Consider the following 16,247-nt stretch of genomic DNA (forward strand, 5'->3'; position numbering starts at 1 on the left):
GTCGAGCCTTCAGGCGAAACGGCACGAGTCGAAGTTGGTGTCGAGCCTTCAGGCGACCGCGCTGGAGTCGAGCCTTTAGGCGAAGAACCCAGCATCTATAACTCCGGCGGATCCCAGCCTTTCCCAAAATCGTAGGGCGGATACGCTTGCCATCTCTTCAGCGCCAGATCTCGTCCGATCGCCTGCAAGTATTCCACTGCATTGCAATACGGCCATTCGATCCACTGCGTCACGTAGCCGTGCCGGACGGCATTGTTAAGTACGTAGTTCCAGGTTGCATAGAAGTGCCCTTCGGACTTCATCGCTGTCTCCGCCGCATTGCACCACACTTGCCGACCGCGACAATCTTCCACACGGTTCCAGAGGTATGAGCTGCGACCGTGCAATTGCACGAGCTTCTTCAGCAGGCCTTTCACCGACGGCGTATCGACGAGCGAGTGATAATGATTGGGGAGGATCGTCCACGCATAAACGTGAGAGCATTGTGTGCCCAGCAGATCCACAAGCTCCTGTTCGAACGCGCTCATTCGCTGCGATGCATACCCAATGAACGGCCGATGCTCAAAACACGCTGCGGTGATCAGGTAGCAGGACGTCGTGTCGCTTTCGATATGAGGTGGGCTATGAGGGGGCCGGCCATACCTCCGTCGCTCGGCCAAAACCTCACGTTGCTGTTCGGGCGACATCTTACGCCACCGATACATCGTCTCTGGATTTGTGGGCATCGCACAGGGCTCCAGTGGCTTGTGGTCGCCTAAAGGCTCGACTCCAGCGCGGTCGGCTAAAGCCTCGACTCCAGCGCGGTCGGCTAAAGCCTCGACTCCAGCGCGGTCGGCTAAAGCCTTGACTCCAGCGCGGCCGCCGGTGGTTCGGGGGAACTCTGATTCTAACATGTCGCTTTCTGGAAACACGCAAGGAATCTGAAAGAACCGCCGATTGGGCGGCGTATGCCTTGGTGCTCGGGTGGGGAGGTCGCCTAAAGGCTCGACTCCAGCGCTGGAGTCGAGCCTTCAGGCGAAAACGTTGGAGTCAGGCGACCGCGTGCTCAACCGTCCAATGGACGCAGCATCGTTGCAGCGGCTTGCGTGCCGATTGCGCGGCCGGTGTCGAGGCCGGCGGTGTTGTCGAAGTCGAAGTGGATGCCGCCGTAGATTCGGCTCAGCCCCGCTTCTTCGGCTGCTTCGGAAAAGCTGTCGAAGGTCCGCGTGACGATAAGGTTCGGATCCAGCGGCCGCTGCTGCGGCGATGCAAACGCGTCGGTTTGGCTGGTGAAGCTGACGTTGTCGCCCAACAGTGCTGTCAGCACCGCGTCGGCGGCTCCGGAGAAGGTGCTGTGTCCGGAGGTGTACGTCGGGAAAGGCGGACTGGTCAGCAGCGGTCGCCAGGCGTCGTCCTGATCGGTCGCTGGATTGCCATCTTCATCGGCTCGCTGGATCGCATCGATCGGCCGCCACAGATCGTAATGGAACTTGGTGTCCCAGGCGGCGATCCCCGCATCGGCCATCGCGAGGTTCAGCAAGGCCAGCGTGCGGGCGGTTTCGATTAACGGTTGCTGTTGCCCGACCATGACGTCGGCGGCGATCTGATTCCAGTGACCCGGCGGCGTAAACGTTCCGCCGCCATCGGACCAGAAGGTCGCGATCTCGGTCTGGTCCGCGGTGCGATCGACGCTGTCGACACCGCCCAGTCGCATGACTTCGTCGACCGATGCGGCATAGATGTCGCTGGCAAGCGCTGGCGGTTCCGCAGGACGAAAGGTTGTGACATCGTCGACGACAAACGGCTCGACATCGATCCATTGAGGCAGCAGCGGAGGCAAGTGGTCAGGCTCGGTCCGCTGCCAATCTCCAGGAGCATCGCCGTGAGTGTAAGTTTGCGTTGCCAGCGAGCCATCGTCGTCCCGAAGGGCAAGCATTTGCAGGCCGACCGATTCGCCAAAGCCGAGTCCAGCCGATTTGTCGGGACCATCGGCGATCATCGCCAGCGATTCGTTCCGCGCCGCATTCCAGATCGCCATCGAATCGGCGTCGGGATAAAGTGCCGTCGAAACGGTGTAGGCTGCCTCGATCGCTGCGGCTTCGGCGGATGCTCCGGCGGCAGGAACGCCGGCGATCGGAAGGTAGGTTTCGTAGCCTCCTTCGATCGTGGCGATCGCATCGAACATCGCCGTCTGGATCATCGCCAGATTGCGGGCGACGCGCGGCGGTTCGGACGTGACGATACGCCCTTCGTAAGGATCGTCGCTTGTCGTCGTCCATTCGCGGATAACGTTCAGCGCCGCCGCGTTCCAGTTGACTGCGACATCGCCGCAGCGAATCTGCCGCGTCGTGGTCGTCGATTGCCCTAGCGGATCGGTGACCGTGAATTGCAGATCGTGCATCCCCGGCGAAAGGACCGTCGTCAATTCGAAGGTTCCCGAGTCACCGTCGACTTGCGATGTTTGTAGCACCTGCCCTGCGTCGTCGGCCATTTCGACGCGTGTTCCGGGAGCCGATTGGCCAACCAGTTTCACCGTCTCGCTGAGGATGACACCATTGCCGTCGGGGTCCGAAGTCGATGCCATGCCGACAGCCAGCGTCGGTTGTTCGCGATAGCGATACTGGGCGTTGAGGATTCGCAGCGCGTCGATTGGCGTCGCCAGACGATCGCCGTTGGTATCGAAGTAGTTTGCTCCCGACGGACGCGCGCTGGGCAGTTGATGATCGGGAGTTTGATTCAGCCGATCGAGAAGAGCCGCCACGTCGGCATCGGTGACTAATCCGCTGCCATCGACGTCCAGTGGCAACGCCGGATTCTGCCACGCGGAATCCATGCAGAACCGAGGTTCCAAAGGCTGAAGCGATAGCGGTCGCCGTGTTTTACGGCGTCGTTTTGGCTGGGGGTTAATGGTCATCGTATGTTTCGGCTGAAGCCTCGACTCCAACGATTTCGGCTGAAGCCTCGACTCCAGCGCTGGTGTCGAGGCTTCAGCCGATTGGCCTCGCCCGGATTCACTTTTAGGCGGGGATCGAGACGAGTTCGTTGTAGACGCCTTCGATGTGGTGCGCGTCGACTTGCGATTGGTCTTCGGCGTAGGCGACCATCAAACCGAGATCGCACAGGCGGTTGATCCGGCGCGGAATGCCGGAACTGCGGAGCTGAATCGCTTCGAGGGCTGCCAGCGTGAAGATCTTGTCGATCTCGGCACCAACAGCGGCTAAGCGATGTTGGATGTATCCCGCGGTCTGTTCCATCGACAACCGTTGCAGCACGCATTTGACCGACACGCGTCCGTCCAAAGCGCGGTTGCGTTCGATCGTGCTGATCAACGTCGGGTGACCAACCAGAATCAAGGTCCACGCCGATTCGGAGCCTTCGGCGCCGGCGTTGATGTTGAGCAGCAGCCGCAGTGTTTCAAGTTGTTGTGAATCGCTGAGCAGATGAGCTTCGTCGACGATCAGAACCGCATGTTTTCCGGCGGCGACGTTGTTGTTCAGGAAAGTTTGAATCCGCCCCAACGCGCCGCGCATCGATTCGTTATCGTCGCCGGTGCTGCCGGTCCATTGGTCGGCGATGTAGGAGAGCAGTTGTTCGCCCGGCAGCGACGGGAAGACGACTTGAGCCACGGGGCCAAAATCGTCCGAAAGTTGGCGGGCGAAGCTGTCCAGTAGGATCGTCTTGCCCATCCCACTCTCGCCGCACAGGACCGCCGCGCTGCGGCGATTTTCGACGCCGTATCGCAGTTTCAGCAGCGCCGTCTGGTGGACTTCCGAAGGATAATAGAACTGTTCGTTCGACCAGTTTTCAAACGGGCGTTCGGTCAGATTCCAGTGGCTTTTATACATTTTGGTCCTTCCCCAGGCGATTGATTCAACGATCAGCGAGCGAATCCAGAGATCGTCGCGACGCTTTAAACGGCGGCGTCGGATGCGTCGGCGTCGGTGTAGTTTTCGATCAGGCCAATGTTTTCGATGCCGACCGCACGGATCCGGCGAGCATATGTTTCGAGTGTTTCGGGATCGATTCGACGCATGTCTTCGATCAGCACCACCGCGTCAAAAAACTCATCGCTCAGCGGAATCGAAAGTCCAAAGCTGGCGTGGTGCAGCGGTCCGAAGTCGACCACGATCAGATCGAAGTGCAGTTTCAGACGCTCTAGCAGCGACGCGGCACAGCGGTCGACCTGCTTGAGTTGTTCCGGTGATTTTTTCAACAGCGGCAGGAAGCAGAAGTTGTTCGATAGCGACAGCACCGCGACTTCTTCAATCGACACGTCTTGAGCGATCGCGTCGACCCAGTCGTTGCTCATTTCCAGCTGCAGTTTTTCCAGCAGCGATGGGTTTTCGGTATCCGCATCGACCAACGCCACACGCAACCCGGCGGTCGCGGCGACTTGAGCGATTGCGATCGCAACGGTCGAACGCCCGGTGTCGCGATTCTGGCTGCTGACAGCCATCGTTTGCAGCCCTTCGCGGCTGGCGCGTTCCAGTTGGGCACCCATCGGAAGCAAGTGGTCGGTCGCAAGGTTCTTGGCGACTTCCGGCAAAACAAACTCGTCGACCTCCCAGACCGGCGCAAAGGCTGGCAGGGATTCGCGGTTGATCGTGGCGGCTTGTTTGGAAATCGTCGGCTCGCTGCTCAGGGGAGCCTCGGCCTTCTTCGGCAGTTCGAGCGTCTCCAACTTTGCCGACCACGCATCGTAAGCCGTCGTTCCCGGACGGATATCGATTTGCGGTTCGATCGCTGGCTTAGCGACAACGGGAGCTGGAACAAAGGGAGCTGGAACAACGACCGTCGGTTCGTCGTCGGCGATGTCGATCGGGCGAACCACCGGTTGTGGATTGGTCGCAGAGACCTCGACCGAAACCAATGGGTCGGCATAGGTCATCGGTTCCGCTTCGGGTTCCAGATCGATGTCGGATACCAGCGGGGACGCTGCGGCAGCGATCGGTTGTTCGGCGGGAGCTTGTGGTGCAGCCGGTGTTTCTGGAGCCTGTGCGGCGGGAGTTTGCTGCGCTGCAGGTTGCGGCGGCGTGGCCGGTTCGCTGGCGGCGTTGGCTAACTTGTCAGCCTCCGCAGCGGGTGTTTCCGATTCGGCGACTGGCAATTCGGTAGCCGGAGCCTGTTGGAAGTGAGGTGCCCCGACGGCGTGAGCTGGCTCGTTTCGGAAGAACTGTCCCGAGGGGTCGTCGATCCAGACCGCGATCGTTCCGTTAGCCGATTCGCTGGTGGACCCGGACGTTCCGGTGCGTTTGGCATACGCTTTACGAAATGCCTGATCGATACTGGTAGTCATAGCTTGGTACTCGAGAACAGGTTCATCGGCTGGGAACGTAGGGCTGCTGACCGGCATAGGGCGGTTGGTTTGGGTTGGCATACCCGCCTGCCGCCGCTGGCGAGTGCATTGGATAGCCAGCGCCTGCAGGCTGGCCGTAATTGTTCTGCGGTGCTGCGTAGTTCGGTGCATAACCGCTTTGTTGCTGAGGCTGATAAGGAGCCTGCGGCAACGATTGCCCGACGTAACCCTGCCCTGGGACATAGGTTTGCGTCGGCTGTTGCGACTGAGCCTGCTGCTGTTGAGCCGCCATCTGTTGTTGTTGCTGCTGCGCAAATTGTTGTTGGGCTGCCATCAGTCGCTGCTGAGCCATCTGTTGTTGATGCGCCGCGAATGTCTGTTGTTGTGCTGCCTGTTGTTGCGGATCGAATGCTTGTTGAGGAGCATACGGAGGTTGGTTCGCTGCCGCTGCCGGTTCACCCATGTATGGCGGGTATTGCGGCGGATTCAGTGGACTTGGCGAGACCGGATCGGTCGGGTAGTTGAACTGATTGCCAGGAGCGGTTGTTTGCCCTTCGGTTGGCTGAGCCATGGCAATGTTGGTTGGATTGTCAGCCCCGGCATCCGACGGGATGAATTGCCGCCAGTCGGCGATCGTGTTTGGCGTGCTGGTCGCTTGATAGGACTGCGAAGGAGTTGAATCGGCGGTTGTGTCAGCTGGTGTGTCGATCGCGGGGCGACTGGCAACACGTGGCTCGTCGGTTGTTGGTTCCGTTGCGGCTTGAGCTTCACTGTCGCCCGACTGTGGGCTCTCGACAGTAGTATCGTCCGCCGGAGCAGATGCTTGCGGTCCCGTCAACGCGAGATTGGGGATCGGGAACGCAGGGAGCTCCGTCTCAGGTTCGTCTTCGATTTCGCCAAGGCTGGGGAGATCGTGGGCATGGTCGCGAGCGTGGTCGTGCGTCGCTTCGGCGTCCGGCGTCTCGGCAGCTTCTTGATCGCTGGAAAGATGAGTTTCACCCTCCGCTTCGAAATTGGTTTCCGGCGGGGCCAGTGGTTCGATTGTCGGCGAGACAACGTGAATCTCGGGCGGCAGTGCGGGATCGCTTGGAAGCCCGATGCTGGCGTGGTCCGAATCGGCAGGTTCGGTTGGCAAGGCGGTCGCATCGGCGACGTGGACCGGATCGCTGGAGCGAAGCGGTTCGGAATCATCGGCCAGGTATTGAGCTCGCGATTCCGGCGGAACGTCGCGGGTAGCGATGATCGCCACGGTTGCGACTGCCAGGAACAGCAGGATCAGGACCAGACGCGATCCAACCGTCTCCATCCAGGTGCCGTCTGCCGGTTCGCTGATCGGCGGCAGTTCGGGGAGATCGCCATAGGTGTGGCTGGCGTCGATCCGTTGGTAGACCGGTTCGGGCGCAGGAGCCGGTTCGGAAACCGGAGGTGTCGGTGGAGGAGTTTCGGCAAAATCGGTGCTGGGTGCTGCCAAGGGCGCAGCATCAACCGGTTCGCTCGTTTGTGGACGATCGTTCAGGTTGGGGATTCGGAATAGCGTTGGCAATCCGCCGCCGGTTGGCCGAGACGATGGGCGTGGTCGGTGAACCGTCGGTGGGTTGGACGTTGACGACATCTGGTCATTCCTTGACACGTGGCGTTTTGCCATCCTGGGGATTTTCTGGCCGCGCTCTGCGAACCTAATCGCCGCACAAGCTCCTCTTTGTATCGGTATCGGTACCGGTTACATCGATCTTGAGTGATTTAACGAATAGTCAATCGAGAAAGGCGAGGCAAGATCGATCGACTGTGCCGGTTGGCGAGGCGATGCGGATTGTCGATGTTTGCTTCCGTTGCGGTACTGACAGAATGGCTCGCGTGCCTCAGACTGTAGCCAGATTTGTTGCGATGGCTTAACTCGCCCCACAAATGTCGTACAATCGGGCGCCCGGGCTAGCCTGCCGTGCCCCCCGGTTAAAAACTAAATCAACTCAGAGATAGCAAATACTTTCCATGACCAACCCTATCGATCTACTGCCCCATCTGATTCGAGAACGTATCCTGATCCTCGACGGAGCGATGGGAACGATGATTCAGCGGTTGGGGCTGGACGAAGCGGGGGTTCGCGGCGATCGGTTTGCAGATCACCACAAAGATCTGAAAAACTTCTCTGACATCTTATGTCTGACCCACCCGGAGAAGATCACCGATATCCACCGCGCTTATTTTGAAGCGGGAAGCGATATCGTCGAGACCAACTCCTTTGGCGCTTCGCCGGTCGGAATGGTCGAATTCGATCTGCCGTTGGAATTGGTCGACGAGATCAATCACGCCGCGGTCGCGTGTGCTCGCAAAGCTGCCGACGAATGGACCGAACGGACGCCGGGCAAGCCGCGGTTTGTCGCTGGTTCGATCGGTCCGACGACGCAGCAGTTGGCGATCAGTACGCAAGTCGACGATCCGGCGTTTCGCAGCACGACCTTCGAAGCGATGGTCGCCAGTTACAAAGCCCAAGTGAAATCGTTGGTCGAAGCGGGAGTCGACATCCTGTTGCCCGAGACGGCGATCGACACGTTGAACCTGAAGTCGTGCCTGTTTGCGATCCAAGATTACTTTGACGGCGGCGGACGCCGCGTGCCGGTGATGGTCAGCGGAACGTTCGACAAGGGAGGCCGGACGTTTGTCAGCGGCCAGACTGTCGACGCCTTTGTGACTTCGCTGGCTCACTTTCCTTTGCTATCGGTCGGCATGAACTGTGCCCTCGGCCCCGATGTGATGCGTCCCCACGTCGAAGAGATGTCGCACGCGACCGGGATTCCCGTCAGCTGTCACCCCAACGCGGGGCTGCCCAACGAGATGGGGCAATTCGACCTCGATCCTCCCAAAATGGCGGAGATCGTCGGCGAATACGCTGACAACGGCTGGATCAATATCTTGGGTGGCTGCTGCGGAACGACTCCCGATCACATCCGCGCGATGGCTCAGCGAGTGGAGGGCAAGCGGCCCAAGCAGGAGCAGACCGGACCGATCTACACGCGGCTGTCGGGCCAGTTGCCGATGGTGATGCGTCCGGAGATCCCGTTCACGATGATCGGCGAACGGACAAACGTGACCGGCAGCAAGAAGTTCGCTCGTCTGATCCGAGGCGATCAGTTCGACGAGGCGGTCGAAGTCGCTCGCGAGCAGGTGCAAAACGGTGCCACGATCATCGACATCAACTTCGATGATGCCCTGTTGGATGGTGCCGAAGCGATGACGCGGTTCCTGCGTTTGATCTCGGGCGACGACGTCGTGGCGGCAGTGCCGGTGATGATCGACAGCAGTAAATGGGAAGTCATCGAAGCGGGGCTGCGGAACACGCAGGGTAAGGCGATCGTCAACTCGATCTCGCTGAAAGATGGTGAGGAAGAATTCCTGCGACGGGCGCGATTGGTTCGCCAGTATGGTGCCGCCGCGGTCGTGATGGCTTTCGATGAAGAGGGTCAAGCGGCCGATGAAGACAACAAAGTTCGGATCTGCAAACGGGCTTACGATCTGTTGGTCAACGAAGTCAAGTTCCCACCCGAAGACATCATCTTCGACCCCAATATTTTGACCGTCGCGACGGGCATGGACGAGCACAACAACTATGCCGTCGATTTCGTCAACGCGGTGGTTCGGATCAAGAAGGAATGCCCGGGAGCCAAGACAAGTGGCGGCGTGAGCAACATCAGCTTCAGCTTCCGCGGCAACGACCGCGTCCGCGAAGCGATCCACAGCGCCTTCTTATATAAGGCTGTCAAAGCTGGGTTGGACATGGGGATCGTCAACGCGGGGCAGTTGGAGGTCTACGAAGAGATCCCCAAGGATCTGTTGGAACATGTCGAAGACGTGTTGTGGAACCGCCGCCCCGATGCGACCGACCGCATGCTGGAGTTCGCCGAGACGGTCAAGGGAGACGGCAAGCAGAAGGCGGGCGAAGACCTCGCGTGGCGCGACGCTCCTGTCATCGAACGGATGAAGCATGCGTTGATCAAGGGAATCGATAAGTACATCGTCGAGGATACCGAAGAGGCGCGGCAGCACTTCGATCGCTGCCTGCACGTCATCGAAGGGCCGCTGATGGCCGGTATGTCGGTCGTGGGAGATCTGTTTGGCGAAGGAAAAATGTTCCTGCCGCAGGTCGTCAAAAGTGCTCGGGTGATGAAAAAGGCTGTCGCTTATCTGGAACCATTCATGGAGCAGGAAAAGCGAGAAGCTGGGATCGAGAGCCACGCCGCGCGAGGCACGTTCCTGATCGCCACGGTCAAGGGAGACGTTCACGATATCGGCAAGAACATCGTTGGGGTGGTGCTGCAGTGCAACAACTACAAGGTGATCGATCTTGGCGTGATGGTCTCCAGCGAGACGATTCTCGAAGAGGCGGTCAAGCACAACGTCGACATGATCGGGTTGAGCGGGCTGATCACGCCTAGCTTGGACGAGATGGTCCACGTCGCTCGCGAGATGAAACGCAAGAAGATGTCGCTGCCGCTGTTGATCGGCGGAGCGACGACCAGTGCCAAGCATACAGCGGTTCGCGTCGCCCCGGCGTACGATGGTTCGGTGTTCCATGTGTTGGATGCCAGTCGCAGCGTGAACGTGGTCGAGAAGTTGATCAGCGCCGAGCATCGCGACGCCTATATGGCCGAAAATGTCGAGCTGCAGAAAAAGCTGGTCGCCAGTTACCGCGACCGCCAACAAAAACTGGTCCCCTACGCCGAAGCGTTGGAGAAACGTTTCGCCACCGATTGGCAGACCGTACAAATCGATAAGCCCGCGTTTACGGGGACCAAGACGCTCACCGATTTCCCGCTGGAAGAGATCCGCCCGTTTATCGATTGGTCGCCGTTTTTCATGACTTGGGAACTGAAAGGCAAGTTCCCCAAGATCTTCGACGATCCGTCGGTTGGAGCGCAGGCGAAGGAACTGTACGAAGATGCCAACCGCGTGTTGGACGAAGTGATCGCGGCCGGCTCGTTGAAAGCCAACGCGGTCTACGGCTTCTGGCCCGCAGCTAGCGATGGCGACGACGTGATTCTGTACACCGATGAATCGCGTTCGGCGGAATTGACTCGCTTCCATTTCTTGCGTCAGCAATGGGAACGCAAGGGACAATCGGACTTCCGTTCGTTGGCCGATTACATCGCACCGATCGATTCGGGACGCGAAGACTACATCGGCGGCTTTGTGGTCACCGGAGGCCTGGGGGCCGAAGCGTTGGCGGCGAAGTACCGGGAGGAACTGGACGATTACAAGGCGATCATGGTTTCAGCGGTTGCCGACCGGTTGGCCGAAGCGTTTGCCGAACTGATGCACCAGCGGGCTCGCGAGGATTGGGGCTTCGGCAAAACCGAAGGCCTTTCGACCGAGGAGTTGATCGCCGAGAAGTACCGCGGAATCCGTCCGGCGGCAGGTTATCCCGCCAGCCCCGACCACACCGAAAAGCGAACGCTGTTCGATCTGTTGGACGCGGAAAAGCAGACCGGCGTGGAGCTGACCGAAAGCTACGCGATGACGCCCGGTTCGAGTGTCAGCGGACTTTATTTTGCCCATCCGGAGTCGCGGTATTTCGCTGTCGATCGAGTCACCAAGGACCAGATCGAAGCCTACACGGCACGGAAAGGAAAGCCGTTGTCGGAAGTCGAACGCTGGTTGTCGCCGAATCTGGCGTACGAACCCTCCTGATCTCGAGGGTAAGCCCTCCCCGAAAAACTCGCTGAAGGCTCGTTTTCCGACCCTCCCGGCTCCGCCGGGCGGGTGGAGTGTGGGCTGCGGTGGGAGGGTTTATTCGTCTGATTTCCTGGGACTTGGGTCCCCAGGCTTCTACCTGCCGTGGCTTCGCCACTGCACGCAGTGCATCTACCGTACGGGGGCCCCTGCGCTGTTTGATGCTGTCGTCGTTGTGAGGACGCTATGTGGCGTGCCGGTTGCAGCGGAGGCCTCTTCGGCGGTGCTACTTGGGAACTTTTGGCACCCGATCCCGTCAGAATTACATAGCTTTTCCTGAATTCTAGGTCGGGTTTTGCTGCCTTGGCGGTGGTGTTCCGATTGCGCAAGGTACGCAATGAATGCGGGTTGCGACGATACACTTGGTCTTGTCGCGAGAAAATTTCCGATTGAGTGAGTTTGGGTGAGTTGCGCGATTCGGTATTTCCGTCCTGTATTAAGCTTAGGGGACGGCGCCTTGTATCTGGATTCGCTCGTCCTTGGTGGATTTTTTCCTGTTTGAACTGCTGACAGCTATGACAAAACGATCATCCGAACTCCGAAAGCCACAGAATAAGTCTCGTTTACGACGCTGGATTCGCACCCTGATTGGGCAATCCGATATGCGTAACAACGGTTCGCGGTTTCTGCGGCTGGAACCTTTGGAGCATCGTCAGTTGTTGGCGGGTGACGTCGATCTGCTGCCACCGATCGCTCCAGCCAGCGACGAAACGGTTCAGTATGCGATGATGTCGACGACCGCTGCCGAGGGGGAAGTAACTCCCGAAGGCGAAGCGGCGCCCGATCTTGTCGCCTTTGCCAAAGCCCTCTCCGATGGCGGAGTCGTCTTCTTCGGAGCGGCTTGGTGCCCGAACTGCACCGAGCAGAAAGAGTTGTTCGAGGACGGGCAGAACTATCTTCCGTTTGTCGAAGTCACCAATCCCGATCACAGCCTCAATGCGACCGGCACCGCCGAAGGGATCTCCAGTTTCCCAACTTGGCGATTCCAGGACGGAACCGAGGTCGAAGGGGTTCTGTCGCTGGCCGATATCTCGCAACGCAGTGGCATCGCGATCCCTCAGGGAGAAACTCCCAGCTTTGTTCCCGTCGGCAACCAGAGCGTTGGCATCGGTTCTCCGCTGCATGTCCCAATCGACGCTTACGATCCCGATGAACAACCGTTGACGGTAACTGTCAGCAGTTCGGATCCGAATCTGTTGGAGGCGTCGGTGGTCAGCGGCAATCGCAGCTGGCGGCTGAAGATCGCCGATTATGGCGAGATGGTCTTCGAGTTGTACGAACAGCGGGCCGAGCGGCCGACGTCGCGGATCATCGAATTGACCGAGGACGGATTTTACGACGGGATCACGTTCCATCGCATCTTGGACGATTTTGTCCTGCAGGCTGGCGATCCCTTAGGTCTGGGCTCTGGCGGTTCGGACCTGCCCGACTTCGACGATCAATTCCACGAGGATCTGCAGCACAACGCGACGGGCATCCTGTCGTACGCCAAGACCACCGACGACACCAACGATTCGCAGTTCTTCATCACCGAAGGGGACTCACGCCACCTCGATTTCAATCACTCGATCTTCGGTCAATTGGTCGAAGGAGAAGCGGTTCGCGAAGCGATCAGCGAGGTGCCGACCGACAGCAGCGGCCGGCTGACCACCGCGTTCGCAAACGCTTTTGGACAGATCACGATCGAAGAAGCGTCGATCTTCACCGACAACGAAAACTCGGTTGTCATGCTGAAGCCGACCGGCAACGGGACCGGCCCGGTGAGCGTTACGATCACGGTCACCGACAGCGACGGGAACCAAACGTCGGAAGTGATCACGGTGAACGTGACCGCCGACAATCAACTGAACTCCAACGGCAAGCCGTTCCTGGGTGATCTGAGCGACGTTGCCACGACCGCTGTACAGCCCGCCACGATCCAATTGTCCAGCAGCGATGTCGAAGGGGACGCGGTCACCTACGCTGCGTTTAACGTCGGCACCGTCGGCTACACTACGTCGGTCAACCAATCGACAGGGGAAGTCACCGTGACGCCGCCCGCCGGTTTTGTCGGTACGTTCGACGTGATGGTTGGTGTCAAAGCGGCCAGCAGCACCGTGACCACTGCCGATTCGACATCCTTCGATCTGCAGACCCTCAGCGTGACGGTGCAAGCGTCGGCGTTACAGGGTGTTAGTCTCGATGCGGCAAGCGATACCGGCGTCAGCAATAGCGACGGAATCACCAGCAGCACCAATCCGACGTTCACGATCACCGGAACCACAGCCGGTTCGACCGTCGAACTGTTGTCGGGCACCACGGTGATCGGATCGGCTGTCGCCACCGGCACGACGACTCAGATCACGACGACTGAATTGGCGGCCAACGGCAACGGCACCTATTCGATCTCGGCGCGGCAGACCAGCGGCGGGACGACCAGCGCGGCGACCACTCCGATCACCGTCGTCTACGACTCGTCGGCTCCCGCGGCACTCAGCACGCAGATCGCCTCACAAGCGATCGCCGGATCGCTTTATACCTTGGATCTTGGACACGTTGAAGAAGGCAACGGACTCGTCTACTCGCTGGCCAACGGGCCTGCGGGGATGACGATCAACGCGCAGACCGGCGTCGTTTCCTGGACTCCCACAACCGCTCAGGTTGGCGATCAGTCGTTTACGGTAACGACTTCGGATCGAGCGGGAAACAGTCGCGACAACCAGTTCAATCTGAACGTCGGCGAAGAAGCGACGGTGACGTTGGACATGTCCTTCACCGATCTCGATGGCAACGCGATCACCCAGTTGAAGCCGGGGGACGAGTTCCTGCTGAACATCACCGCGATCGACGAACGGTTGTTCGAATCGCTCAAAGGTGTCGCGACAGCCTACTTGGACATTCTGTACGACCAAAATTTGGCGGAACCGGTTGGGAACAATCTAGTAATCGATGTCGACGACACCGACGATGAGATCGCCGATTCGCCCTTTACGTTCACCAACAGCTTCCGCGACTCGCGACGCGGTTCGGCGGCGACGCCTGGTTTGATCGATGAATTGGGAGCGTTCTCGACAAGTCCTCCCGGCCTGCAAGCTGGCTTGGTCTCGATCCATTTCCGCGCCTTGAGTGCGGGAACGCTTGTCTTCACCGGCGATCCGGCTGACGGAAACGGAACCGAGGTTCTGGTCCACGGCAGCGACGACGAACTCGATCCATCGAAGGTCAACTTCGGCAACGCGTCGATCAACATCGTCTCTACCTTCAGCGCCGCCGACGACATCTTCAACTTCGATGAAGATAGTTCCAACAACGCGATGGACGTTCTGAGCAACGACCAGTTGTTGGTTTCCGGAACGACATTGACGATCGTCAGCACCAGCACTCCGGTCAACGGCGGTACGGTTTCGATCGTCGGGAATGGACAATCGCTGTCGTACACTCCCGGGGCCAATATCAACGGAGCCGACGAGTTCACCTATACGGTCGAAGATCAGAACGGATCCAGCCAAACCGTGACGGTTTCGGTCGGCTTGCAACCTGTCAACGATCCGCCAAACGCTGTCGCCGATACTTTCAGCGACATCAACCGGGGCAGTACCGGCAATGTGCTGGAAGTTTTGGACAACGATACGATCTCGCCCGACGAGAACGAAACGCTGCGAATCATTTCGGTTGGCACAACCAGCCACGGCGGAACGGTTACGATCGCCTCGGGCGGTAGCTACATTCAGTACACGCCCGCCGCTAATTTCTCTGGCACCGAAACCTTCAACTACACGATCAGCGATCGGACGACCGGCGGGCTGACCAGCACCGCCACGGTGACTGTCAACGTCTCTGCATTGAGCACCGGGACGCATACCTTTACCGTCCTCGAAGATGCTGCTGCGACGTCGTTTGATGTTTTGACAGGCGATCGGGCAGCGAATCCCGATGAGGCGAGCATCTCGTTGCAATCGATCGTTTCGACTTCGCACGGCGGAACGGCGTTGATCACCAGCGATGGCCAGGTTCAGTACAAACCCGCCGCCAACTTCTTCGGCACCGAGACCGTCGTCTACACGATCCTCAGTGGCGATGGCGATACGGGGACCGGAACGATCACCTTTAATGTCGATGGCGTCAACGATCCTCCCGTAGCGGTCGACGATTCGTTTAGCGTTGGGAAATCGGGTGGCGCTAAGACGCTGTCGGTGCTCGACAACGATACGATCGGCGTCGATACCAACGAAACGCTGACCATCGAATCGATCAACACCGCGAATCTGACCGGCACGGTGACGATCAGCAGCGATAAGCTGTCGCTGGTCTACACACCCAACGGAACGTTCACTGGAAACGAGACGTTCACCTATCAGATCGCCGACGGCAATGGCGGCCAAGCGACAGCGACAGTAACAGTGAACGTGCTCGATTACGTGCCACGCGACTTCAACTTTACGATCGATAGCACATTCTTGAACACGTTTGGGTTCGATGTGATCCTGAGCGGCACCGACGAATTCGGCAACGCTGTCAACGCAACCGTGACGGTCGATGCCGCCGGCACGTTCACCTTTGCCGATCAAGCACCGGGCAGCTACACGTTGACGGTTCCGGCGATTCCGTTCTTGATCGGTGCCGAACAAGACCAAGTCTTCGCGATCGAATCGGACATGGACGATGGCGATTACACCGCACCGGCGATCGAGATCGGCGCGATGCATCCGTCTTATATCGCGCTCCGCGATTGGTTCGGCAGCACATCGCGGGAGAACGTCGTATTGGCGGTTGTCCAAGAGGGTGATACTCCCGGCATTAACCTGCAGGTCTCCAACTTGGCTTCGGGCCTGACCGATCCGAAGGTTGTGTTGAGCGACGACGGGTCTCAGGTGATCGTCACGGCTACCGTCTCCAACGGTCTGGCCTCCTCGGCGCTCGACGTCGATTCGGACGATGTCGATATGCGTGGCCAAGAGGGCGATTTCATGCTGCTTCGGATCAACGCGCCAGCGGCTACTGAATTCACGCCCGTTAGCAGTTCGTCGTCGGCTAGCGGAACCGCCGCGGCGGTCTTTGCCGAGGGAGAGGCGTCGAGTTCGGCGATGGTCCTGCCGTTGGGTTCAGCCGATGTTTGGGGCGATCAGCAGGCCGATTCTCAGTTTGCCGGCGACGTGCCCGGAGAAGACGACGACGAGGATGACGAGACCGTCGCCAGCGACATCGTGTTTGCCCAGTTGGGTGATTTGAGCTAGTCGAGGGGCAATTGCTGCCTCGCGCCGACGGCGGG

At 59.2% G+C, this 16,247-nt stretch carries 7 protein-coding genes; 2 read left to right on the forward strand and 5 right to left on the reverse strand.

Features of this window, described 5'->3' with window-relative positions:
• Positions 1 to 95: 95 nt before the first annotated feature.
• The 5 genes from CA51_RS03355 to CA51_RS25625 all read right to left on the reverse strand — a co-directional run bounded on the left by CA51_RS03355 (position 96) and on the right by CA51_RS25625 (position 6,887).
• Positions 96 to 725 carry a hypothetical protein gene (locus CA51_RS03355; RefSeq protein ID WP_145117790.1) on the reverse strand — a complete coding sequence of 210 codons (630 nt, stop codon included), beginning with the start codon at positions 723 to 725 and terminating at the stop codon, positions 96 to 98.
• A gap of 320 nt (positions 726 to 1,045) precedes the next feature.
• On the reverse strand, positions 1,046 to 2,812 hold the full coding sequence (locus tag CA51_RS03360; protein WP_197451559.1) for a vanadium-dependent haloperoxidase: 1,767 nt from the start codon (positions 2,810 to 2,812) through the stop codon (positions 1,046 to 1,048).
• A 184-nt stretch (positions 2,813 to 2,996) separates the two neighbouring features.
• The gene (locus tag CA51_RS03365) at positions 2,997 to 3,824 is read right to left on the reverse strand and encodes an ExeA family protein (RefSeq protein ID WP_145117794.1); all 828 of its coding nucleotides are present in this window, start codon (positions 3,822 to 3,824) and stop codon (positions 2,997 to 2,999) included.
• A 65-nt stretch (positions 3,825 to 3,889) separates the two neighbouring features.
• Positions 3,890 to 5,275: a hypothetical protein gene (locus tag CA51_RS03370; RefSeq protein ID WP_197451560.1), complete on the reverse strand. Its 1,386-nt coding sequence runs from the start codon at positions 5,273 to 5,275 to the stop codon at positions 3,890 to 3,892.
• A 22-nt stretch (positions 5,276 to 5,297) separates the two neighbouring features.
• A complete protein-coding gene (locus CA51_RS25625) occupies positions 5,298 to 6,887 on the reverse strand; it encodes a hypothetical protein (RefSeq protein ID WP_197451561.1) in 1,590 nt (529 codons plus the stop codon).
• Positions 6,888 to 7,264: 377 nt separating this feature from the next.
• On the opposite strand from CA51_RS25625, the gene metH reads away from it, so the two are divergent.
• Both metH and CA51_RS03380 read left to right on the forward strand, forming a co-directional pair.
• Positions 7,265 to 10,957: a methionine synthase gene (metH, locus tag CA51_RS03375; protein WP_145117798.1), complete on the forward strand. Its 3,693-nt coding sequence runs from the start codon at positions 7,265 to 7,267 to the stop codon at positions 10,955 to 10,957.
• Positions 10,958 to 11,601: 644 nt separating this feature from the next.
• On the forward strand, positions 11,602 to 16,212 hold the full coding sequence (locus tag CA51_RS03380; RefSeq protein WP_197451562.1) for an Ig-like domain-containing protein: 4,611 nt from the start codon (positions 11,602 to 11,604) through the stop codon (positions 16,210 to 16,212).
• Positions 16,213 to 16,247 lie beyond the last annotated feature (35 nt).

The sequence above is a fragment of the Rosistilla oblonga genome (assembly GCF_007751715.1).
GTDB lineage: Bacteria > Planctomycetota > Planctomycetia > Pirellulales > Pirellulaceae > Rosistilla > Rosistilla oblonga.